Origin of the sequence: Variovorax sp. UC122_21 (assembly GCF_044056785.1) — a bacterium.
Taxonomy (GTDB): Bacteria; Pseudomonadota; Gammaproteobacteria; order Burkholderiales; family Burkholderiaceae_C; genus Variovorax.
Genome location: NZ_CP172004.1, coordinates 6,080,055 through 6,103,029, shown reverse-complemented (window position 1 = coordinate 6,103,029; position 22,975 = coordinate 6,080,055). Strand labels below are relative to the sequence as shown.

At 71.0% G+C, this 22,975-nt stretch carries 19 protein-coding genes and 3 pseudogenes; 18 read left to right on the top strand and 4 right to left on the bottom strand.

The window, feature by feature from the left end:
- Positions 1-50 precede the first annotated feature (50 nt).
- The 3 genes and pseudogenes from ACHMXE_RS41495 to ACHMXE_RS41485 form a co-directional block, all read right to left on the bottom strand.
- Complete coding sequence (locus ACHMXE_RS41495) at positions 51-1,520, bottom strand: efflux transporter outer membrane subunit (RefSeq protein ID WP_395349306.1); 1,470 nt, start codon at positions 1,518-1,520, stop codon at positions 51-53.
- Complete coding sequence (locus tag ACHMXE_RS41490; RefSeq protein WP_395349304.1) at positions 1,517-4,627, bottom strand: MexW/MexI family multidrug efflux RND transporter permease subunit; 3,111 nt, start codon at positions 4,625-4,627, stop codon at positions 1,517-1,519. Before ACHMXE_RS41490 ends, ACHMXE_RS41495 begins: the two co-directional genes overlap by 4 nt.
- Positions 4,624-5,731: pseudogene (locus ACHMXE_RS41485) on the bottom strand (efflux RND transporter periplasmic adaptor subunit). Before ACHMXE_RS41485 ends, ACHMXE_RS41490 begins: the two are co-directional and overlap by 4 nt.
- A 285-nt stretch (positions 5,732-6,016) precedes the next feature.
- On the opposite strand from ACHMXE_RS41485, the gene ACHMXE_RS41480 reads away from it, so the two are divergent.
- On the top strand, positions 6,017-6,343 hold the full coding sequence (locus ACHMXE_RS41480; RefSeq protein WP_209540528.1) for a helix-turn-helix domain-containing protein: 327 nt from the start codon (positions 6,017-6,019) through the stop codon (positions 6,341-6,343).
- Between the two features lie 22 nt (positions 6,344-6,365).
- On the opposite strand, the gene ACHMXE_RS41475 is transcribed toward ACHMXE_RS41480, so the two are convergent.
- Entirely contained in the window at positions 6,366-6,782 is a 417-nt protein-coding gene (locus ACHMXE_RS41475) for a DsrE family protein (RefSeq protein ID WP_057593584.1), read from the bottom strand.
- 122 nt (positions 6,783-6,904) lie between these two features.
- Between ACHMXE_RS41475 and ACHMXE_RS41470 the strand changes: the two genes are divergently transcribed.
- The 17 genes and pseudogenes from ACHMXE_RS41470 to kdpE all read left to right on the top strand — a co-directional run bounded on the left by ACHMXE_RS41470 (position 6,905) and on the right by kdpE (position 22,685).
- Positions 6,905-7,897, top strand: a complete 993-nt coding sequence (locus ACHMXE_RS41470; RefSeq protein WP_395349302.1) for an MBL fold metallo-hydrolase — start codon at positions 6,905-6,907, stop codon at positions 7,895-7,897.
- Complete coding sequence (locus ACHMXE_RS41465) at positions 7,894-8,364, top strand: hypothetical protein (protein WP_395349301.1); 471 nt, start codon at positions 7,894-7,896, stop codon at positions 8,362-8,364. The genes ACHMXE_RS41470 and ACHMXE_RS41465 overlap by 4 nt, the downstream gene beginning before the upstream one ends.
- 155 nt (positions 8,365-8,519) lie before the next feature.
- Positions 8,520-8,831: a c-type cytochrome gene (locus ACHMXE_RS41460; protein WP_093355153.1), complete on the top strand. Its 312-nt coding sequence runs from the start codon at positions 8,520-8,522 to the stop codon at positions 8,829-8,831.
- Positions 8,832-8,850: 19 nt separating this feature from the next.
- Positions 8,851-10,194 (top strand): sulfite dehydrogenase, encoded by a 1,344-nt coding sequence (gene soxC, locus ACHMXE_RS41455; protein WP_395349300.1) that lies wholly within the window; start codon positions 8,851-8,853, stop codon positions 10,192-10,194.
- On the top strand, positions 10,178-11,236 hold the full coding sequence (locus ACHMXE_RS41450; protein ID WP_395349299.1) for a c-type cytochrome: 1,059 nt from the start codon (positions 10,178-10,180) through the stop codon (positions 11,234-11,236). Before soxC ends, ACHMXE_RS41450 begins: the two co-directional genes overlap by 17 nt.
- Before the next feature lie 49 nt (positions 11,237-11,285).
- The gene (soxY, locus tag ACHMXE_RS41445; protein WP_093355161.1) at positions 11,286-11,741 is read left to right on the top strand and encodes a thiosulfate oxidation carrier protein SoxY; all 456 of its coding nucleotides are present in this window, start codon (positions 11,286-11,288) and stop codon (positions 11,739-11,741) included.
- Between the two features lie 46 nt (positions 11,742-11,787).
- Positions 11,788-12,099: a thiosulfate oxidation carrier complex protein SoxZ gene (soxZ, locus tag ACHMXE_RS41440; protein ID WP_172705585.1), complete on the top strand. Its 312-nt coding sequence runs from the start codon at positions 11,788-11,790 to the stop codon at positions 12,097-12,099.
- A gap of 9 nt (positions 12,100-12,108) precedes the next feature.
- On the top strand, positions 12,109-12,912 hold the full coding sequence (soxA, locus tag ACHMXE_RS41435) for a sulfur oxidation c-type cytochrome SoxA (protein WP_203203846.1): 804 nt from the start codon (positions 12,109-12,111) through the stop codon (positions 12,910-12,912).
- 11 nt (positions 12,913-12,923) lie between these two features.
- Positions 12,924-13,589: a sulfur oxidation c-type cytochrome SoxX gene (soxX, locus tag ACHMXE_RS41430; protein ID WP_395349297.1), complete on the top strand. Its 666-nt coding sequence runs from the start codon at positions 12,924-12,926 to the stop codon at positions 13,587-13,589.
- A gap of 22 nt (positions 13,590-13,611) precedes the next feature.
- Positions 13,612-15,339: a thiosulfohydrolase SoxB gene (gene soxB, locus ACHMXE_RS41425; protein WP_395349296.1), complete on the top strand. Its 1,728-nt coding sequence runs from the start codon at positions 13,612-13,614 to the stop codon at positions 15,337-15,339.
- Positions 15,340-15,389: 50 nt separating this feature from the next.
- Positions 15,390-16,500, top strand: a pseudogene (locus tag ACHMXE_RS41420) (YeeE/YedE family protein).
- Positions 16,501-16,582: 82 nt separating this feature from the next.
- Entirely contained in the window at positions 16,583-17,623 is a 1,041-nt protein-coding gene (locus tag ACHMXE_RS41415) for a MerR family transcriptional regulator (RefSeq protein WP_395349294.1), read from the top strand.
- 50 nt (positions 17,624-17,673) lie between these two features.
- The gene (locus tag ACHMXE_RS41410) at positions 17,674-18,381 is read left to right on the top strand and encodes a phytanoyl-CoA dioxygenase family protein (protein WP_395349293.1); all 708 of its coding nucleotides are present in this window, start codon (positions 17,674-17,676) and stop codon (positions 18,379-18,381) included.
- A 62-nt stretch (positions 18,382-18,443) separates the two neighbouring features.
- On the top strand, positions 18,444-18,845 hold the full coding sequence (locus tag ACHMXE_RS41405) for a PaaI family thioesterase (RefSeq protein WP_395349291.1): 402 nt from the start codon (positions 18,444-18,446) through the stop codon (positions 18,843-18,845).
- A gap of 218 nt (positions 18,846-19,063) precedes the next feature.
- Positions 19,064-19,201 (top strand): hypothetical protein, encoded by a 138-nt coding sequence (locus ACHMXE_RS41400; protein WP_203203853.1) that lies wholly within the window; start codon positions 19,064-19,066, stop codon positions 19,199-19,201.
- A gap of 25 nt (positions 19,202-19,226) precedes the next feature.
- Positions 19,227-21,987, top strand: a pseudogene (locus ACHMXE_RS41395) (DUF4118 domain-containing protein).
- A gap of 5 nt (positions 21,988-21,992) precedes the next feature.
- Positions 21,993-22,685: a two-component system response regulator KdpE gene (gene kdpE / locus ACHMXE_RS41390; RefSeq protein ID WP_093355193.1), complete on the top strand. Its 693-nt coding sequence runs from the start codon at positions 21,993-21,995 to the stop codon at positions 22,683-22,685.
- Positions 22,686-22,975: the final 290 nt, after the last annotated feature.

Genomic DNA, 22,975 nt, shown 5'->3' with positions numbered 1-22,975 from the left:
GGCGCGGTCTTCGTGGGGAGCGGAACGGAAAGGCGGCAACCCGTGCATTGTCAGGTGCTTGGGGCATCCTTCGCGGAAACGCCCGAAAGCCCCTGGGCATCGGGCGCCTGCCAGCCGCCGCCCACGGCCTTGTAGAGCGCGACCAGGCTGGTGTACGAGGCGGTCTCGGCCTCGGCCACCGCATCCTGCGCGCGCAGCAGCGTGCGCTGCGCGTCGAGCACCGACAGATAGGGCGCGGCGCCTTCGCGGTAGCGCACCGCGGCCAGCTCGGCCGCGCGCGCGCTCTGTTCCGAGGCCCGCACCAGGCTTTGCAGCCGCTGCTGGTTCTGGCCGTAGCCGGTGAGGGCGTTCTCCACGTCCTCGATGGCGCGCAGCACGGTCTGCTCGTAGGCCGCGCGTTCGCCCTGCGCGCGGGCCTGCGCGCCCCGCAGTTGCGCGCGCACCGAGCCCAGCCGCAGCGCGGGCCAGCTCAGGCCCGGCGTGAGGCTGAAGGCGCGGCTCGAGCCGCTGCCCAGGTCCGAGCCGCGCAGCGCGACGAAGCCGAGGAAGCCGCCGATGTCGAGCCGCGGATACAGCGTGGCCGTGGCCGCGCCCACGTCGGCCGTGCTCGCGGCCAGGCCGCGCTCGGCGCGCAGCACGTCGGGCCGGCGGCGCAGCAGGTCGCCGAGGTCGCCCACCGGCAGCCGCTTGGCGAGCACCTGCAGCGGCCGCGGCGCGAGCATCGGCTCGAGCTCGGCCGGCTGCAGCGCCGCGAGCACCGCCACGCGGTGCGCGGCCTGGCGGCGCGCGGTCTCGAACAGCGGCAGCTGGGCCTCGGTGCTCGCGAGGTTGGCGCGCGCGCTCGCGAGGTCGCCCGCGAGTCCGCGGCCGATGCCGACCTGGGCCTCGGTCACGCGCAGGCTGTCGCGCAGGCTCTGCAGCGTGCGCTGCGTCACCGCGAGCCGCTGCTCGGCGCCGCGCATCTCGTAGTAGTTGCGCGCGAGCTCGGCCACCACCACGATGCGCGCCTGCTCGAGGTCTGCGGCCTGCGCCTCGGCGCGCGCGCTGGCGGCCTCGTCGAGCCGGCGCAGGCGGCCGAACAGGTCGATCTCCCAGCCGGCGTCGAAGCCGAGGCGGCTGCTCTCGGCCAGCGTGCGGGCCTCGGCCGGCACGCCGTTGCCCTGCGCGATGCTGCGGGTCTTGCTCGCACCCATCGTCACGGTGGGCCAGCGGTCGAGCTCGGCCTCGTCCTGCACGGCGCGCGCTTCGAGCAGCCGCGCCTGCGCGATGCGGATGTCGTGGTTGGCGGCCAACGCGCGCTCGATCAGCGCGTCGAGCTGCGCATCCTCGAGCTGGCGCCACCAGTCGCGCTGCACCGCGTCGGGCGCGAACAGGTGGCGCTCGGGCGCGGCGATCGTCACCGGCGAGGTCTCGGGCGCCGCGTAGCGCGGGCCGACCGCGCAGCCGGCCAGCAGCAGCGCCGTGGCCAGCGTCGACAGGGAAAGGGTCAAGGCCTTCATGGTCGTTCTCCGGTGCGTCATGCGTGGCCGCCCGCCGTGGCCGGCGCGGCGGGTCCGTCCTCCAGCGCCGCGAGCTCCGCCGCGCGCTTCGACTGCCCCGCGGTGCGATGGTCGCGCGCCAGCAGCGTGTACATCGTCGGCAGCACGAACAGCGTGAACAGCGTGCCCACCAGCATGCCGACCACGATCACCAGCCCGATGCTGAAGCGGCTGTTGGCACCGGCACCGCTTGCGAACAGCAGCGGCACCAGGCCCACCACCATCGCGGCCGTGGTCATCAGGATCGGCCGCAGGCGGATGCGCGCGGCCTCCTCGATCGAGGCGCGGCGGTCGAGGCCCTTGCGCATCTGGATCTCGTTGGCGAACTCCACCATCAGGATGCCGTGCTTGCTGATCAGCCCGATCAGCGTCACCAGCCCGATCTGGGTGTAGATGTTGATGGTCGCGAAGCCCAGCGCCAGCGGCACCAGCGCGCCGCAGATCGACATCGGCACGCTGACCAGGATGATCAGCGGGTCGCGCAGGCTCTCGTACTGCGCGGCCAGCACCAGGTAGATCACGACGATCGCGAACACGAAGGCCAGCACCAGCGCCGAGCCTTCCTGCGTGAACTGGCGCGCGTCGGACTGCCAGTCGTAGCTGAAGCCGGCCGGCAGCTTCTTCGCCTCGGCGCTCAGGAAGGCCACCGCGTCGCCCATGGTCACGCCGGGCATCGGAATGGCCTGGAAGGTGGCGGCGTTGAGCTGGTTGAACTGCGTGAGCTTGTTCGGGCCCACGCTGGTCGACAGCTGCACCAGGTTGGCCAGCGGCACCGGCTGGCCGCTCGCGCTCTTCACGAAGTAGCGCGACAGCGCCTCGGCCGTCAGCCGCTGCTCGCGCGGCGTCTGCGGGATCACGTCGTAGGAGCGGCCGTCCATGCCGAAGCGGTTGACGTAGTTCTCGCCCACCAGCACGGCCAGCGTGTCGCCGATGGACTTCATGGTCACGCCCAGGCTGTTGGCCTTGGCGCGGTCCACGCGCACCTCGACCACCGGGTTGTTGAACTCGAGGTCGCTGTCGACCACGGCGAACTTGCCGCTCTCGCGCGCCGCCTTCTTGAGCGCCTCCATGGCCTCGAACACGCTGCGGTGGTCGCCCGGGCTGCGGATCACCATCTGCACCGGCAGCCCGCCGGTGGAGCCCGGCAGCGAGGGCAGCTGGAAGGCGAAGATGTTGCTGCCTTCCACCGCGCCCATGCTGCCCTGCACCTCGTGCTGGATCTGGTCGGCGTTGCGCTGGCGGTCCTTCCAGTCCGACAGCTGCACGCCGCCGATCGAGTTCGACACGCCGTCGGAGCCGTTGATCAGCCAGCGGCCGGTGTTCTCGGGCAGCGCGGCGAACACGTCGTCCCACTTCTTGCCGAACTTCTCGACGTAGTCGATGTTGGCGTGCTGCGGCGACTTGATCGCGGTCAGCACCATGGCCTGGTCCTCGCCGGGCGCGAGCTCGCGCTGCGCGGCGTTGTAGAGGAAGGGCAGGCTCACCAGAACCACCGCGGCCAGCGCGCCCGTCACCCAGCGGTGGCGCAGCGACACGTCGAGCACGCGGCCGTAGCCGGTGGCCAGGCGGTGGAAGAAGCCCTCGGCCAGCCGCGCCATGCGCGTGCCGGTGGCGTCCTGCGGCAGCAGGAAGGAGCTCATCACCGGCGACAGCGTGAGCGCGATCACGCCCGACACCACCACCGCGCCCGCGAGCGTGAAAGCGAATTCCTTGAACAGCGAACCGGTGAGCCCGCCCATCAGGCCGATCGGCGCGTAGACCGCGGCCAGCGTGAGCGTCATCGCGATCACCGGGCCGGCCACCTCGCGCGCGCCGATCAGCGCGGCCTGCACGCGCGACTTGCCTTCCTCGATGTGGCGGTGCACGTTCTCCACCACCACGATCGCGTCGTCCACCACCAGCCCGATCGCCAGCACCATCGCCAGCAGGGTGAGCAGGTTGATCGAGAAGCCGAACACCAGCATCAGCGCCGCGGCACCCAGCATCGACAGCGGAATCGTCACCACCGGGATCAGCACCGCGCGCACCGAGCCCAGGCACAGGAAGATCACCAGCACCACGATCACCACCGCCTCGAGCAGCGTGTGGCGCACCTCGTCGATCGAGGCCTCGATGAAGCGCGCGAGCTCGAACGGCAGCTGCACCTCCACGCCCGCGGGCAGGTTCTGCTTGATGCCGGGCAGCAGTTCGCGGATGCGCTTCACGATCACCAGCGGGTTGCCGTTGGGCGCGGCCTGCAGGCCGAGGTAGATGGCCTTGTCGCCGTCCATCATCGCGCTGACGTCGGCGCTCGCCGCGCCGAGCTCGACCGTGGCCACGTCGCCCAGGCGCACCAATGCATCGCCCTCGCGCTTGATCACCATGTCGCGGAACTCGGCCACGTTCACCAGGTCGGTGTTGACGCGGATGTTCGACACCACGTACAGGCCCTTGACCTGCCCGGGCGCCGCCTGCACGTTGTTCTGGCGCAGCGCGTCGGCCAGCTCGCCGGCCGAGATGCCGCGCGCGGCCATGCGGTTGGCGTCGAGCCACACGCGCATCGCCAGCGTCTGGCCGCCCGAGACCTCCACGCCCGACACGCCCTCGATCGACGCGAACTGCGGCTGCACCACGCGCGAGAGGTAGTCGGTGAGCGCGGGCACGCCCATGGTCTTGCTCGAGAAGCCCACGTAGGCCACGGCCGTGGCCTCGCCCGATGACTTGAGGATCACCGGGTCGAAGGCCTCCTGCGGCAGCCGGTACTTGACCTGGCTCACCTGCGCCATCGCCTGCGTGAGCGCCTGGTTGGCGTCGGCGTTGAGCTTCATGCGCACGGTGATCACGCTGCGGCCCAGCGTGGACGAGGACGACAGGTAGTCGACGTTCTCGATCGTGGCCACCGCCTGCGCGATCGGCTGCGTGACGAAGCCCTGCATCAGCTCGGGCGAGGCGCCCGGGTACTGGGTGGTGATGGTCAGCGTGGTGCTCTCGGTCAGCGGGTACTGGCGCACCGGCAGCGAGCCGAGGGCGCGCGCACCCAGCAGCAGGATCAGCGTGCTCACCACCAGCGCCAGCACGGGCCGGCGCACGAACAGGTCGGTGAACCTCATGACTTGCGCTCCTGCGCGGCCAGCGTGTCCTTGTCCATCGGCTGCACCGCGGCGCCGCCGTACAGGCGCAGCTGGCCCGAGGTCACGACGCGCTCGCCGGCCTGGAGGCCCTTCTCGATCACCACCTGGCCGTCCTGCCGGTCGCCGGCCGTCACGAACAGCTGCTGCACCACGAAGCCCTCACCCTTGTCGGCCGGGCGCACCACGTAGACCGAGTCGCCGTGCGTGCTGTAGGTGAGGGCGGTCTCGGGCACGGTGATGGCATCGGCGCGCGGCGGCAGCGCCACGCGCGCGCTCACGTACATGCCGGGCGCGAGCGCGCCGTCGGCGTTGTCGATCGCGGCCTGCAGCCGCACGGTGCGCGTGTCGCTGCCGATCTGCGGCTCGATCGCGCTGAGCCGGGCCTGGAAGGCGCGGCCGGGCCAGGCGTCGACGTTGAGCAGCACCTGCTGGTTGCGCTGGAGCGCGGGCAGGGCGGCCTCGGGCAGGGTGATGGTCGCGAGCAGGGTGCGGGCGTCGGTCAGCGAGACCAGCGCATCGCCGGCCCGCACGAACTGCCCGAGGTTGACCTTGCGCAGGCCCAGCCGGCCGTCGAAGGGCGCCACGATGCGCTTCTGGGCGATCTGCGCCTGCAGCCGACGCAGCTCGCCGCTGGCCTGGTCGTAGCCGGCCTGCGCCTGGTCGAGCTGCTCCTGCGTGGCAGCCTGCTGCGGCAGCAGCCGGCTCGTGCGCTCGAGCAGCGCCCTGGCATTCGGCGCGCTGCGCCTGCAGCCGTTCGAGGTCGCCCTGCTCGGGCGCGTCGTTGAGCTGCACCAGCAGCTGGCCCGCGCGCACCTCGGCACCCGCGGTGAAGAGGATCTTCGCGATCCGCCCCTCCGCCTCGGCCGGCACCTCGACCTGCCGGTTCGCCTCGAGCGTGCCGATGCCGCCGAGGAAGCGCGGCAGTTCGGTCTGCCGCGCGACGGCCACCGCCACCTGCGCCGGCGGCATGCCGCCACCGCCGCCGTCGGCCGCCTTCGATTTGGCCACGAGGCCGTAGCCGGCCCCTCCCACCACCACTGCCGCGAGGCCGGCGCCGAGCCAGGCCCTTGATCGTGCGTTCATGATCTTACCGTTATTAATCAAAGAAAGTGCTTGGATTATTGGCGGGCTCGCGCGGGCCTGTCGAATAAAGGAAAGCAATGCCCTCGATGAAGGCGGGCTATCCGGGTCGTGTCGTGCATGAGGGAATCTCCGAAAGTCGAGCGGCACATGCCGCTGCTTCGAAGACGGGCCACGGGGGCGGTTTGTGACGCGCGCGGCGCGCGCGATTCACCGGCGCGGCGGCCGTGCATTGCGCGCGGAGCCGGGGGCCGATGTACATTGCGGCCTGCTCAAGAATCTTTCAGCATGGCCACCAAGTCCCGAAAAAAGCCCGCGGCCGTCACCGAGGACGAGGTCTTCGACATCGCTGCCGAGCTGTTCCGGGCCATGGCCGCGCCCATGCGGCTGAAGATCGTCAGCCAGCTGTGCAACGGCGAGAAGAACGTGAGCGAGCTGCTGGCCGAGATCGACACCACGCAGCCCAACATGTCGCAGCACCTCAACACCCTCTACCAGGCGGGCGTGCTCGCGCGGCGCCGCGAGGGCGTGAGCATCTACTACAGCATCGCGAACGAGACCGTGGTGGCGCTGTGCCGCAGCATCTGCGTGCAGATCGCCATCGAGCAGGCCTGAGGCCCGCGCCGGGCCGCCGCCCTCAGGGCTTCAGGTAGACGTAGCCTTCCTGCGCCTGCAGCCGCGCCACCTCGGCCACGCCCGAGGGCACCACCTTCGCTTCCATCAGCAGCCGGCCCGCGTCGATGTTGCGCGTGCTCAGCGTGTTGTTGCAGACGTCGAACACCACGCCGCGCGCGGCCAGCGCGCTCACCGGGCCGCTGAACTCGCGGCCCTTGCTGTCCTTCGCGTCGCTCAGCAGGAAGTCGATGCCGGGCCCGTGCGTCACCACCACGATCTTCGCCTTCGGGTCGGCGTTGAGATGGTTCGTGATGTTGGCGAGGATGGCCGCGCTGGTCTCGACGCCGGTGTTGACGTGATAGACCGCCTTGACCACCTGCTGCGCGCCGGCGAACGAAGCCGCGATGGCGAGAAGGAACGCGATGAATGCCTGTCTCATGGGGAAACCCTCGGTTGTTGTTGTAGCCCTCAAAATATCATCTTCTACTTATATTTACAGCCGGGCAAGTCCGGAGTCGCGCGGCGATGCATCGCGCGACGATGAAAAAGAGAGACGCCACGATGTTTCCGCTCCTTCTTCGCGCGCTTCTTCGCGCGCTTCTTCGCGCGCTGTTGCCGCTGGCCTTCGGCCTCTTCATGGCGAGCGCGGCCGCCGCGCCCGACATCGCGCCGCGCGCCGTCGCGCCCGACATCGCGCCGCGCGCCGTCGCGCCCGATGTCTACTACGTGCAGGGCGTGCCGGCCCTGGGCTCGGCCGAGAACCAGAACTTCATCTCGAACGCGGGCTTCGTCGTCACGCGCGACAGCGTGGTGCTGATCGATGCGCTCGGTTCGCCGGCCGCGGCCGAACGGCTGGTGCAGGAGATCCGCCGCATCACGCCCAAGCCGATCAGCCATGTGATCCTCACGCACTACCACGCCGACCACATCTACGGCCTGCAGGTGTTCAAGGCGCTGGGCGCGCAGGTGATCGCGCATGCGCTGGCCAAGACCTACCTGTACTCCGACGCGGCGCGGTTGCGCCTGGAGGCCTCGCGCAAGGACCTCGCGCCGTGGATCGACGAGAACACGCGGCTGGTGCCGGCCGATGACTGGCTCGAGGGCCGCACCGAGATGACGATCGGCGGCACGCGCTTCGTGATCCAGCCCGCGGGCCCGGCCCACACGCCCGAGGACCTCGCGATCTACCTGCCGCAACAGCAGGTGCTGTTCTCGGGCGACGTGGTGTTCCGCAACCGCATTCCCTACGTGGGCACGGCCGACAGCCGCCACTGGATCGCGGCGCTCGATGCGCTGCTCGCGCTCGATGCGCGCACCATCGTGCCGGGCCACGGTCCGGCTTCTTCCGATCCGAAGCAGGACCTGCAGCTCACGCGCGACTACCTCGTGTTCCTGCGCGAGTCGATGCGCAAGGCCGCGGCCGACATGACGCCCTTCGAGGAAGCCTATGCGGCCACCGACTGGTCGCGCTACGAAGCCATGCCGCTGTTCAAGGCCGCGAACCGCATGAATGCCTACAACACCTACCTGCTGATGGAGCAGGAGGCGCGATGAATGCACGCGGCCCGACGCGGCGCCAGGCTCTCGCGGGCATCGCGCTGTCGTGCGCCTGGCCCCTGGCGCATGCCGCCGAGTCGGCGCTGCCCGCGCCGGACTCGCTGGCCGATGCACTCGCCAGTGCGCTCGCGCGTTCGCAGCCGCTGGTCGTGATGGCCAGCCTGCGCGGCTGTCCCTTCTGCCGCATCGTGCGCGAGCACTACCTGATGCCCGAGCTGGCGACGGGCCTGCCCGTGGTGCAGATCGACCTGCGCGACCGCCGCGCGGTACGCGACTTCGACGGCGCGCCGCGCACGCACGAGGCCATGCTCGCGGCCTGGGGCATCGCGGTCGCGCCCACGCTGCTGTTCTTCGGCCGCGGCGCGCGCGAGGTCGCCGAGCGGCTCGCGGGCGGGGCCTCGGATTTCTATGGCGCCTACCTCGAGCAGCGGTTGAACCAGGCCCGCGCGGCCGTGCGCGCGTGATCGAGAGCTAGCGTTATGCATGGGCGTGCCGAGCGGGTTTCCCCCAGGCACGAAGCCCTTCCCATCGACGCCCGGACTCCTAAAATCAATACATAACGATTTACTTATTTAACGATGAAACTGGCAGCTTCGATGCGAGTTTCGAGGAGACGAAATTGAAGTTGTTGCCGTCGCTCGCGGTCGCCGCCGCATTGCTGATCTGCGTCCAGGCGCATGCGAGTAAGGAGCTGGCCCAGAAGAACGCCTGCCTCGCCTGCCACGCGACCGACAAGAAGCTCGTGGGCCCCGCCTACCAGGACGTCGCGAAGAAGTACGCGGGCCAGTCCGATGCACTGGCCGTGCTCACCGCGAGCATCCAGAAGGGCAGCAGCGGCAAGTGGGGCCCGGTGCCGATGCCGGGCCAGCCCGCGCTGAGCGAGGCCGACGCGAAGTCGCTGGCCGCCTGGGTGCTGGGCGGCGCCAAGTAGGCGGTTGCGAAGGCCTGCGATGAGCAACATCCAGCAGCCCGGCCAGGTGCGCAAGGCGCCCGAGAACTTCGTCGACGCGCAGGGCGTGCGCACCGTGTTCTCGGAAGCGCGCAAGGGCCGGCGCGATTTCATCCGCGGTGCCTTCGCGGCCGCCGTCGCGGGCGGCGCGGCAACGTCGGCGCTCGCGCAGGCCGATGGCGATCCCGCGATCCTCCAGCTGCCCGCGCACAGCACCGGCCTCGGCCAGCCCGTGGTCACCGACGGCTACGGCAAGCCCTCGAAGTACGAGGCCAACGTGCAGCGCCGCCAGAGCCCCGGCCTCACGCCGACCGCGCAGGCCTCGGTCTCGTTCGCGCCGCTGCAGTCGCTGTTCGGCATCGTCACGCCCAGCGGCCTGCACTTCGAGCGCCATCACCAGGGCTGGTGGGACATCGATCCGTCGAAGCACCGCCTGATGATCAACGGCCTCGTGAAGGCCGCCAAGGTCTTCACGCTCGACGAGCTCATGCGGCTGCCCTCGGTCTCGCGCTTCCACTTCATCGAGTGCGGCGCCAACACCGGCATGGAATGGGGCAATGTCGCCGTGCCCACCGCGCAGTACACGCACGGCATGCTGTCGTGCAGCGAGTTCACGGGCGTGCCGCTGATCACGCTGCTCGAGATGGCCGGCGCCGACTTGAAGGGCGAGCGCTTCGTGCTGGCCGAGGGCGCCGACGGCTCCTCGATGACGCGCACCATCCCGATGAGCCTGGTGCGCTCGGGCGAGGTGCTGGTGGCCTACGGCCAGAACGGCGAGATGCTGCGGCCCGAGCAGGGCTATCCGCTGCGGCTGGTGGTGCCGGGCGTGCAGGGCGTGAGCTGGGTCAAGTACCTGCGCCGCATCGAGCTCGGCGACATGCCCTACGGCACCAAGGACGAGACGGTGCACTACGTCGACCTGATGCCCGACGGCCAGCACCGCCAGTACACCAGCGTGCAGGAATGCAAGAGCGTGGTGACCACGCCCTCGGGCGGGCAGACGCTGCTGGACAAGGGCTTCTACAACATCACCGGCCTGGCCTGGTCGGGGCGCGGCAAGGTGAAGCGCGTCGACGTCAGCGTGGACGGCGGACGCAACTGGCGCAGCGCGCGGCTCGAGTCGCCGGTGCTCTCGAAGTGCCTCACGCGCTTCAACATCGACTGGGTGTGGGACGGTTCGCCCGCGATCATCCAGAGCCGCGCGATGGACGACACCGGCTACGTGCAGCCCGGCTACCGCCAGCTGCGCGCGGTGCGCGGCACCCGCTCGATCTATCACAACAACGCGATCCAGTCCTGGCAGGTGCAGGCGAGCGGGGAGGTGGCGAATGTCCAGCTCGGCTAGCCGCATCGTGCTGCGCGCGCTGCTGGCGCTCGCGGGCTGCGGCGTCTGCGTCGCGACTTGGGCGCAGCCGAAGGCCGCCTACCCGGGCATCGGGCGCGACGCCACGCCGAAGGAAGTGGCGGCCTGGGACATCGACGTGCGCCCCGACTTCAAGGGCCTGCCCAAGGGCTCGGGCTCGGTCGCGCGCGGCCAGGACATCTGGGAGGGCAAGTGCGCCTCGTGCCACGGCGTGTTCGGCGAATCGAACCAGGTGTTCAGCCCCATCGTCGGCGGCACCACGGCCGAGGACATCAAGACCGGCCACGTCGCGCGGCTCAAGGACCCGGCGTTCCCGGGCCGCACCACGCTGATGAAGGTGGCGAGCCTCTCGACCGTCTGGGACTACGTCTACCGCGCCATGCCGTGGAACCAGCCCAAGTCGCTGACGCCCGACGACGTGTTCGCCGTCACCGCCTACATGCTGAACCTCGGCGGCATCGTGCCCGACGACTTCACGCTGTCGGACCGCAACATCCGCGAGGTGCAGGCGCGCATGCCGAACCGCAACGGCACGACCACCGCGCATGCGATGTGGCCCGGCAACGAGTTCGGCCGCGCGGCGAAACCCGACGTGGCGGCGGTCGCCTGCATGCGCGACTGCGTGCCGGCCACGCAGACCGTGTCGCAGCTGCCGCCGCATGCGCGCGGCAGCCACGGCAACCTCGCCGAGCAGAACCGGCTGGTGGGTCCGCAGCGCGGCATCGACACCGCGCCGGCCGCGAAGACCGGTGCGCCGGCCGCCGCCGCGCCCACCTCGAAGGCCCCGCTCGCCGTGCTCGAGAAGAACAGCTGCACCGCCTGCCACGGCATGACGCAGAAGCTCGTCGGCCCCGCCTTCTCCGACATCGCGAAGAAATACCCGGGCCAGGTCGACCACCTGCTCGAGAAGATCAAGAGCGGCGGCAGCGGCGTATGGGGTGCGATCCCGATGCCGCCGCAGACCATCGGCGACGACGATGCCAGGGCCGTCGCGCGCTGGCTCGCCGAAAGCGCCGGGCCATGACATTGCAACGGCGCACCCGGCCCACCATCGATTCGACAGGAGACAAGCCATGAAGAACCGCAGACAGATCCTCCAGCAGTCCGCCGCGCTCGCGGGCCTCGCCGCCACCGGCGCCTGGCTGCCGGCCAGCGCGCTGGCCTACACCAAGGAGGCCTTCGAGGCCAAGAGCGTGGCCGATGCGCTCAAGGCCATCGGCGCGGGCACGCCCACCGAGAGCAAGGAGGTCACGATCACCGGTCCCGACATCGCCGAGAACGGCGCCGTGGTGCCGCTGAGCGTCGCGACCTCGCTGGCCGGCGTGAAGCAGCTGATGCTGCTGGTCGAGAAGAACCCGAACGCGGTGGTCGCGATCTTCAACACCTCGGAGTTCGTCGAGGCGAACTTCACCACGCGCGCCAAGCTGGGCCAGTCCTCCGACGTGTACGCGATCGCCGTCATGAACGACGGCAAGGCGCTGTTCGCGAAGAAGGAAGTCAAGGTCACGCTGGGCGGCTGCGGCGGCTGACGCGCGCCGACCCCCACGAAGAAACAACGAGAGAAGGAGACCCACCATGGCAGATCCCATGCGCATCCGCGCCCAGGCCGCGGGCGACAAGACGACCGTTCGCATCCTGATGGCGCACGAGATGGAAACCGGCCAGCGCAAGGACGCCGCGGGCAAGACCATCCCGGCCTGGTTCATCCAGGAGGTCACGGCCTCGCTCAACGGCAAGACCGTGCTCACGGCCGACTGGGGCCCCGCGGTCTCGAAGAATCCGTTCATGCAGTTCACGCTCAAGGGCGCGAAGGCGGGCGACAAGATCTCGGTGACCTGGAAGGACAACCGCGGCGACACCCGCACCGACGAAGCCACCGTCAGCTAGGCGGTCGCCATGCGCAAGATCCCACTTTCGTGCCTGCTGCTGCTGGCGGGCAGCCTGTCGCTGCACGCCGCCGCGCAGAAGACCACCGCCGAAGGCATCGCCGAGTACCGCGCGCTGCTGCAGGACGGCAACCCGGCCGAGCTGTTCGAGGCCAAGGGCGAGGACCTCTGGAAGCAGAAGCGCGGGCCCAAGGGCGCCTCGCTCGAGAAGTGCGACCTCGGCAAGGGCCCGGGCGTGGTCAAGGGCGCGTTCGCCGAGCTGCCGCGCCACTTCGCCGACACCGGCCGCGTGCAGGACATGGAGTCGCGCCTCTTGACCTGCATGCAGACCCTGCAGGGCTTCGATGCCGCCGAGATCGCGAAGACGCCGTTCGGCAGCGGCGAGCAGAAGAACCTCGAGGCGCTGGTGGCGTGGATCTCGGCCGAGTCGAAGGGCATGGCGCTGAACCTGCCGCAGTCGCATGCGAGCGAGCGCCGCGCCTACGAGGTGGGCAAGCGCCTGTTCTTCCTGCGCGCCGGCCCGCACGACTTCGCCTGCGCCACCTGCCACGGCGCCGACGACAAGCGCATCCGGCTGCAGGACCTGCCGAACCTCACGAAGAGCCCCGGCGCCGGCGACGGCTTCGGTGCCTGGCCGGCCTACCGCGTGTCCTCGGGCGAGCTCTGGGGCATGCAGCGGCGGCTCAACGACTGCTTCCGACAGCAGCGCTTTCCCTACCCGGGCTATGCCAGCGACGTGACCATCGCGCTGGCCGTGTACATGGGCGTCAACGGCAAGGGCGTGAAGACCACGGCCCCGGCCATCAAGCGCTGAAGGAACGCGACATGAATGCCGACCACATCCTGGGCGCCGTCGCGGTCGCCTGCGCGCTGGCCCTGTTCGGCTGCGCGAGCGCCGACAGCGCGGCCGACATCGACCGCTACACGGCCGAGGCCCTCAAGAGTTCGTTCCGCGACCAGGGCATCGCCAAGGTCGACCGCCTCGTGCAGGACCCGGCCAACCGCGCCTGCAGCGAGGCCGACGCCAGCGGCAAGCCGCTCGACGAGAAGACCGCCAGGGAGATCGAGGCGGCCAACATGAAGACCATCCGCTGGCCCGCCGACGGCCGGTTCGTCGGCGACTGGCGCGAGGGCGAGAAGATCGCTCAGAACGGGCGCGGCCTGACCTGGACCGACGCGGCCGCCTCCGCCAAGGGCCCGGCCAACGGCGGCAACTGCTACAACTGCCACCAGATGTCGAAGGAGGAGATCTCCTTCGGCACCCTCGGCCCGAGCCTCTACCAGTACGGCAAGCTGCGCGGCGTGAGCGACCCCGCGGCCGCGGCCTCGAAGCCGATCGTCGACTACACCTGGGGCAAGCTCTGGAACGCGCGCGCCTACAACGCCTGCTCGAACATGCCGCGCGTCGGCCATTCGGGCATCCTCGACGAAGCGCAGATCCGCGACGTGATGGGGCTGCTGCTCGATCCGCAGTCGCCGGTCAACCGATAGACGCAGAAGGCCCGCCGCTTCCATGAACCTTTCCAAGCGCGAGTTCCTGCAACTGCTGGGCGCCGGCAGCGTGGCCGGCCTGGGCCTGGGGCGCCACGACGGCGCCAGTGCGGCCGGTGCCGTCGATGCGATGTACGCGCTGCCGCGCTTCGGCAACGTGTCGCTGCTGCACATGACCGACTGCCATGCGCAGCTCAAGCCGCTGTACTTCCGCGAACCGAGCGTGAACATCGGCCTGGGCAGCATGCGCGGCAAGGTGCCGCACCTGGTCGGCGAGCAGCTGCTCAAGGCCGCGGGCGTCGCGCCCGGCACGCGCGTGGCGCATGCGCTCACGCACCTCGACTTCGACCGCGCGGCGCAGCGCTACGGCAAGGTCGGCGGCTTCGCGCACCTCGCCACCCTGGTGAAGCAGCTCAAGGCCAGCCGGCCCGGTGCGCTGCTGCTCGACGGCGGCGACACCTGGCAGGGCTCGGCCACCTCGCTGTGGACCCAGGCGCAGGACATGGTCGATGCCTGCAAGCTGCTCGGCGTCGACGTGATGACCGGCCACTGGGAGTTCACCTACGGCATGGAGCGCGTGAAGGAGATCATCGACAAGGACTTCGCGGGCCGCGTCGAGTTCGTCGCGCAGAACGTCAAGACCGCCGACTTCGGCGACCCGGTCTTCAAGCCCTACGTCATGCGCGAGATCAACGGCGTGCCCTGCGCCATCGTGGGCCAGGCCTTTCCCTACACGCCGATCGCCAACCCGCGCTACATGGTGGCCGACTGGACCTTCGGCATCCAGGACGACAACCTGCAGCGCGTGGTGGACGAGGCGCGCGCCAAGGGCGCGCAGGTGGTGGTCGTGCTCTCGCACAACGGCATGGACGTCGATCTCAAGATGGCCAGCCGCGTGCGCGGCGTCGACGCCATCCTCGGCGGCCACACGCACGACGGCACGCCCATGCCCACGCTGGTGAGCAATGCCGGCGGAAAGACCATCGTGGTCAACGGCGGCTCCAACGGCAAGTTCCTCGGCGTGCTCGATTTCGAGGTCAAGGGCAAGAAGGTCAGCGACTTCCGCTACCGCCTGCTGCCGGTGTTCTCCGACCTGATCCCGGCCGACCGCGAGATGGACGCGCTGATCACGCGCATCCGCGCGCCCTACGAAGCGAAGCTGTCCGAAACCCTGGCCCACACCGACGGCACGCTGTACCGGCGCGGCAACTTCAACGGCACCGGCGACCAGCTGCTGCTCGACGCGCTGATGGAGGTGCAGGATGCGCCGATCGCCTTCTCGCCGGGCTTCCGCTGGGGCACCTCGCTGCTGCCGGGCCAGCCCATCACGCGCGAATGGCTGATGGACATGACCGCTACCACCTACTCGTACGCCACCGTCACGCCGATGAGCGGCGAGATGCTCAAGACCGTGCTCGAGGACGTCTGCGACAACCTGTTCAACCCCGACCCCTACTACCAGCAGGGCGGCGACATGGTGCGCGTGGGCGGCCTGCAGTACGCCTGCGATCCCACGGCCGCGATGGGCCAGCGCATCCAGGACATGCGCCTGGACGGCAAGCCCATCGAGGCCGGCCGCACCTACAAGGTCGCGGGCTGGGCGCCGGTCAGCGAAGAGGCGCGCAGCGCCGGCAACAAGCCCGTGTGGGAGGTGATCGAGCCCTGGCTGAAGTCGCGCAAGGTGGTGGCCGCGCGCGCGCCCGAGGCGCCGGTGCTGAAGAACGTCGCGCCCAATCCGGGGCTGGCCTGACGGCCGCCGGCGGGCGCGTGGCCGCGCGCCGCGCTCCCTAGAATCGCCGCATGTCTGTCGAACAGGTCTCCCTCCTCACCTCGTTCGCGCTCGCGGCCGCCTTCGCGCTCTCGGCCGTGTTCGGCGCCGTGGCGCGCGCCACGCGCTTCTGCACCATGGGCGCGATCAGCGACGTGGTCAACCTCGGCGACTGGACGCGCGTGCGGCAATGGGCCGCGGCCGGCGGTGTCGCGCTGATCGGCTTCTCGGCGCTGGTGTTCGCGGGCTGGGTCGATGCCGACCGCACGCTCTATGCATCGAACCGCATCCTCTGGCTCTCGGCGCTGGCCGGCGGCCTGCTGTTCGGCTTCGGCATGGTGCTGGCCTCGGGCTGCGGCAACAAGACGCTGGTGCGCGTCGGCGGCGGCAGCCTCAAGGCGCTGGTCGTGCTGCTGGTGATGGGCATCGCGGCCTTCGCCACGCTCAAGGGCATCACCGCCGTGCTGCGCGTGGCCACCGTCGACGCGGTGCACCTGGAGCTGGCCGTCAATGCCTCGCTGCCCGAGGTGCTGGCCGGCGCGCTGCGCATGCAGGCCGCGCCGCTGCGGCTCGCGATCGGGCTGGTCGCGGGCGGCGCGCTGATCGCCTGGGCCGCCTGGGGCCGGCGCGATGCGCGCCAGCCTCGCGGGCGGGCTCGCCATCGGCGCGCTGGTGGTGGCCGCCTGGTGGCTCAGCGGTCACTGGGCCGTGGTCGAGGAACATCCGCTCACGCTCGAGCACGTGTTCCTCGCCACCAACTCCGGCCGCGCCGAGGCGCTGAGCTTCGTCACGCCCGTGGCCTATGCGCTCGACTGGCTGATGTTCTACAGCGACGCCAACAAGCTGCTGACCCTGGGCATCGCCTCGGTGGCCGGCGTGATCGTGGGGGCCGCCGCGCAGGCGCTGTGGACGCGCGAGTTCCGCTGGGAGGGCTTCGCCGGCAGCGGCGACCTCGCGCACCACCTGGGCGGCGCCGTGCTGATGGGCATCGGCGGCGTCACCGCCATGGGCTGCACCATCGGCCAGGGCCTGAGCGCGCTCTCCACGCTGAGCCTCGCGAGCCTGCCGGCGATCTTCGGCATCGTCGTGGGCGCGGTGGCGAGCCTCAAGTACCAGGCCTGGCAGCTGCAGCGCGATCTTTGAGTGCGTTGCGCGCGCCATGCTTGACCCGGCCCCTGCGGCCACCTCGATAAAGACGGCATCGCAGCAACACCGAGGTGATTCCGTGACCCCTTCTCCCCGTTTCCTGAACCCGGCCGAGGCCGCGCGCCGGCTCGGCGTGTCCGCCAAGGCCCTGCGGCTGTACGAGCAGCGCGGCCTGCTCGTGCCGGCGCGCACGGCCGCGGGCTGGCGCTCCTACGGCCCCGCCGAGATGGCGCGTGCCGCCGAGATCGTCGCGTTGCGCGCGCTGGGCCTGAGCCTCGCGCAGGTGGCGCGCGTGCTCGAGGGCGATGCGCAAGGGCTGGCACCGGCGCTGGCGGCGCACCAGGCAGCGCTCGAAGCCAAGGCGCGGGAGCTCGATGTCACGCTGGACAGGGTGCGCGGCCTGCGCGACGAACTCGCGCGCGGACGCCTGCCCGCGCCCGGCGAACTCGCGCTTCTGCTGCAGCCCGCCGGTCGACTCGCGCTCGAGTTCGAACTGCCCTGGCCCTGGGGCGGCGAACGCTTCGCGCTGAGCGACATCCGCCCGATCAACCACATCGTCGGCCCGCTGGGCAGCGGCAAGACGCGGCTCGCGCTGCGCATCGCCGAGCGGCTGCCGGGCGCGGTCTTCCTGCCGCTCGACCGCGCCGAAGGCGATGCCACCGCCACGCGGTTGCGCGAGGACGCCGGCCTGCGATCGCGCGTCGATGCCGCGCTGGCCTGGCTCGTGGAGGACGGCGCCACCGGGTCCGAAGCCCTGGTCGCGCTGCTGGCCGGCCTCGAAGCCGAAGGCCCCGCCGCCCTCGTCGTCGACATGGTCGAGCAGGGCCTCGACCATGCGACCCAGGAAGCGCTGATCGCCCACTTGCGCCGCCGCGGCGCCGAGGCGCGGCCGCTGTTCCTGCTCACGCGCTCGAGCGCCTTCCTCGATCTCGCGGCGGTCGGCGCGCACGAGTCGATCCTGCTGTGCCCGGCCAACCACAGCCCGCCGACCTATGTCGCGCCGTTCGAAGGCGCACCCGGCTACGAGGCCGTCGCCACCTGCCTCGCGACGCCCGAGGTGCGCGCGCGCACGCAGGGCGTGATCGCGTGGCGGCCGAAGGTGGTGGATTCGGCTGACTGACGCCGGGCCGCCGGCGTGTTCCACTGTCGGCAGTTGTTCCCAATGCTTCCATGAACCCGACGCAGATCGATCATTTCAGGACCCACGGCTGTCTCCACCTCGAAGGCTTCCACCCGAAGCCCCGCATGGCTCCGCTGCGCCAGAAGCTGCGCGACGAACTCAAGCGCCTGGCCGGCGCCAAGGGCGGGATGAGCGCGGTGCAGCGCCTGCCGCTGTTCCAGCAGATCGGCAAGCTCTCGGCGCTGGTGAATGTCCCGGGCCTGCATGAAGCCCTGGTCACGCCGGCGCTGCTCGGTCTCGTTGGCCAGCTCGGCGGCCTCGCGTCGCCGCCCGCGGCGGGCCCGCAAGGCACGCAGCTGTTGCTGTCGCCGCCGCAGCAAGGCGACTGGACCCTGCAGGGCCTGAATTGGCATGTGGACCTCGCGGCGCGGCCGCAGGACCCGCTACCCGGCGTGCAGGCCTTCTTCCTGATCGACGACCTGGCGCCCCATGGCGGCGCCACGCTCGCGCTCGCGGGCTCGCACCGCATCGACACGCGGCGGCCGGCTTCGGATTCGCAACCCGCGCTGCGCGAGCTGCTCAAGGATCCGGTGGACCTGGAACGCCGCCTGGGCGAGCAGGGCGTGGCCATCGTCGAGATGTGCGGCCGCGCCGGCGACGTGTTCCTGATGGACATGCGCGTGCTGCACACGCCCTCGGTCAATGCGACGAAGCAGCCGCGGATGATGGCGACCGCGCGCTGCATCTTCCACCGCTGACGCACCGCCGGGAGACGCCGAGGCGTCACGGCCGCGCGCACCGGCCACGCGAAAATCCCCGCATGGACACCGAAAAATTCCCGAGCGCGCTGATGCACACCATCGGCTTTTCGCAGCTGCTGCACAGCGATGCCGAAGCCGGCGTCGCGCGCGTGCGCTTCACCGCGCGGCCCGAGTTCGCGCACAGCGAGGGCACGGTGGTGCAGGGCGGCCTGGTCACGGCATGGCTCGATTGCGCGATGGCCTTCGCGGTGAACGCGAAGGACGCCTCGGCCAGCCTCGCGAGCCTCGAGCTCAAGATCTCGTTCCTCGACCGGGCCGACGTCGCGACCTTCGAGGCCGAGGCACGCATCCTGCGTTGGGGTCGCAGCGTGGTGTTCCTCGAGGCGGACCTGTGGTCGGTCGATGGCCGGCTGATCGCGCGCGCCTCGTCCACGGGCAAGCTGCTGCGGCGCGGCGGCTGAACGCCCCGCCGGCGCGGGCGTTTTTACGCTTTCTTTACGGCCGACCCCCCGACTCTTTCCCCCGTTTTGACACGCATCTGCCGAGACTGCGAAGCATCTTCTTGATGGATCGCAGGAGTGATGCATGGACATCGTCGTGATGAGCGCCTTGCTGGCGCTATGGGTCGTGGTGGCCGCCGCGGTGCTCGGGCTGAACCGGCTCGATGACGGAGCGCGCCATGGCCACTGACTGGCTCCATGCGCTGCTCGCGCTGGCGGCGCTGTTCGTGCCGCTGGGCTTCGCCTGGCTGGTGCTGTCGCGCACCGCGCGGCGCCACGAGCATCGCGCGCGGCGCAGGGACGGTTCCGCGCGGTGAATCGATGCGCTAACCTGCGCTTTGCATGAGCGACCTGTCCCGCCCCGACCCCGACGCGCTGCTCGCCCAGCTGCGCAGCGACGAGGCACGTGCGCGGCGCGGCAAGCTGCGCATCTACTTCGGCGCCAGCGCCGGCGTGGGCAAGACCTGGGCCATGCTGAGCGCCGCGCAGCGCGAGCGCAAGGCCGGGCGCGACCTGCTGATCGGCGTGGTCGAGACCCACGGCCGCGGCGAGACCGCCGCGCTGCTGGCGGGGCTCGATGCACTGCCGCTGCGCGAGATCGCCTACCGCGGCCGCACGCTGGCCGAGTTCGACCTCGATGCCGCGCTGGCGCGCCGGCCCGCGGTGCTGCTGGTCGACGAGCTGGCCCACACCAACGCGCCGGGCTCGCGCCATGCCAAGCGCTGGCAGGACGTGCAGGAGCTGCTGGCCGCGGGCATCGAGGTCTGGTCGGCGCTCAACGTGCAGCACCTCGAGAGTCTCAACGGCACCGTCGGCGCCATCACCGGCGTGCGGGTGCACGAGACGGTGCCCGACTCGGTGCTCGACGAGGCCGACGAAGTGGTGCTGGTCGACGTCACGCCCGACGAGCTCACGGCGCGGCTCGCGGCCGGCAAGGTCTACCTGCCGCAGCAGGCCGAGCGCGCGGCGCAGAACTTCTTCCGCAAGGGCAACCTGATCGCGCTGCGCGAGATCGCGCTGCGCCGCACCGCCGAGCACGTGGAGGACGACGTGCGCGGCTGGCGCATCGAGCAGTCGGGCCCGGGCGCCGGCGGCAACGGCAAGGGCACCGGCCTGCAGGCCTGGAACACCTCGGGCGCGATCCTCGCGTGCGTGGGTCCGCACGAGGGCGCGGCGCAGACGGTGCGCACCGCGGCGCGGCTCGCGGGCCAGCTCAACGTGCGCTGGCATGCGGTGTATGTCGAGACGCCGCGGCTGCAGCGGCTGGCCGCGGCCGAGCGCGACCGCATCCTCGCGGTGCTGAAGCTGGCCGAGGAACTGGGCGCGGCCACCGCGGTGCTCACCGGTTCCGATGTGGCCGAGCAGCTCGCCGAGCAGGCGCGCCGGCTCAACTGCGCGACGCTGGTGCTCGGGCGTGCCGAGCCGGCCACCGGCTGGCGCCGCCTGTGGATGGCGGCGCAGGTGCCGCTGGCGCGCGCGCTCGCGCAGCTGGCGCCCGCGCTCGACATCCTCGAGGTGGGCCGCGCCGACAGCGCGCGCCGGCTGTCGCGCTCGCCGCTGGGGGGAGCGGGGGCGCGCATCGACAGCGACGACCACGAGAAGGCGCCGATCCACTGGCCCGGCTATGCCTGGGCCGCGGCCACCAGCGTGGCGCTCACGCTGCTGTGCACGCCGCTGACCGGCGTGCTCGAGCTGTCGAACATCGTGATGCTGTTCCTGCTCGGCGTGGTGGGCGTGGCGATGCGCTTCGGGCGCGGGCCCTCGGCGCTGGCGGCGCTGCTCAACGTCGCGGCCTTCGACTATTTCTTCGTGCCGCCGCGGCTGTCGTTCGCGGTCAGCGACGTGCAGTACGTGCTGACCTTCGCGATCATGCTGGGCGTGGGCCTGCTGGTGGGCCAGCTCACGGCCGGGCTGCGCTTCGCGGCCGGCGTGTCGACCAGCCGCGAGCGCCGCGCGCGCTCGCTGTTCGAGCTCACGCGCGAGCTCTCGGCCGCGCTCGAGAGCACGCAGGTGGTCGCGCTCGGCGCGGCCGCGGTGCAGGGCCACTTCGGCGGCCATGCGCTGGTGCTGGTGACCGATGCCGCCGACCAGCTGGTGGCGCCGGCCGATCCGCCGCCGGGCTTCGACGCGCAGGTGGCCGACTGGGCCTTCCGCCATGGCCAGAGCGCGGGCCTCGCCACCGCCACCCTGGCCGCGCAACCCTGGCACTACGTGCCGCTGCAGGCGCCGATGCGCGTGCGCGGCGTGCTCGCGCTCGAACCGGCGCAGCCGCGCTGGCTGCTGATCCCCGAGCAGGCGCAACAGCTCGACACGCTGGCGCGGCAGATCGCGATCGCGCTCGAGCGCGTGCACTACGTCGAGGTGGCGCAGCAGGCGGTGGTCGAGATCGAATCGGAGCGGCTGCGCAACGCGCTGCTGGGCGCGATCTCGCACGACGTGCGCACGCCGCTGACCGCGCTGATCGCGCTGGCCGAATCGCTGCAGACCCTGCCGGCGGAAGAACATGCCGAGGCGGCGCGCGCGATCGTCGCGCAGGCGCACGAGCTGCATGCGCTGGTCAACAACCTGCTCGACATGGCGCGGCTCGAGAGCGGCATCGCGGGCGGCGCGGTCAACCTGCGGCGCGACTGGCAGTCGGTCGAGGAGGTGGTGGGCTCGGCCATCCGCGCGGCGCGCGACGGCGCTCGGTGCCACCGTGGTCCAGACCGCGCTCGATGCCGGGCTGCCGCTGGTCGAGTTCGACGCGGTGCTGATCGAGCGCGTGCTGGTGAACCTGCTCGAGAACGCCACCAAGTACGGCGCGCCGCCGATCGTGGTGGGCGCGCGCGCCGAGCCCGGCACGCTGGTGCTGAGCGTGCGCGACCACGGCCCGGGCCTGCCCGCGGCGCTGCTGGGCCATGAGCAGAAGCTGTTCGACAAGTTCACGCGCGGCGAGGTCGAGTCGGCCACGCCGGGCGTGGGGTTGGGGCTGGCGATCTGCAAGGCGGTGGTGAGCGCCCATGGCGGCGAGATCGTGGCCGCCAATGCGCGCGGCGGCGGTGCAGAATTCACGGTCACGCTCCCGCGCCGGGAGCCGCCCGAACCGGCCGAAGCCCCGCTCTGACCCCCATGCCAGCCCCCACCGCCATCGTGATCGAGGACGAGCCGCAGATCCGTCGCTTCGTGCGCGGCGCGCTCGAGGCCGAGGGCTGGCTGGTGCACGAGGCCGGCACGCTGCGCGATGGCCTCGCCGCGGCCGGCACGCGCCAGCCCGACCTGCTGGTGCTCGACCTGGGCCTGCCCGACGGCGACGGCGTCTCGCTGATCCGCGACGTGCGCGGCTGGTCGGCGGTGCCGATCATCGTGCTGTCGGCGCGCAGCGACGAGGCCGACAAGATCGCCGCGCTCGACGCCGGCGCCGACGACTACCTGACCAAGCCCTTCGGCACCGGCGAACTGCTCGCGCGCGTGCGCGCCAACCTGCGGCGCCCGCGCGCGGCCAGCAGCGAGGAGGTGCCCGAGGCGCTGTTCCGCTTCGGCGAGATCGAGCTCGACCGCGCCGCGCGCATCGTGCGCCGCGCGGGTGCCGAGGTGCATCTCACGCCGACCGAGTACCGGCTGCTGTCGGTGCTGGCCGCGAACGCGGGGCGCGTGCTGACGCAGCGCCAGCTGCTGCGCGAGGTCTGGGGACCGTCGCACACGGACCAGAGCCACTACCTGCGGATCTACATGGGGCATCTGCGGCAGAAGCTCGAGGACGATCCGGCGCAGCCGCGGCATCTGCTGACGGAGACTGCGGTGGGGTATCGGCTGGTCGTGTAGCTCTTTGTCGATGACGGCTTGGGGCGCGTGCACAGGACAGCGGGTACTTCCCTCCGCGAATGTCCCCCGGCCTGCGGCCTCCTCCTTGATTTCGCTGCGGGAAGCACCCACTGCCCTGTGCACGTGGGCGTAGCGGTGGTGCAGCCGGTTCGACGGCCGTGTCCAGGCTCACGTCGATGGGGTACTCCCCGCAGCGAAATAAAGGAGGAGCCGAAGGCGGGGGACATTCGCGGAGGGGAGTACCCCGTCGGCGTGAGCCCGTCCCAGTCCGTAAAGTGGCATCCGACCAA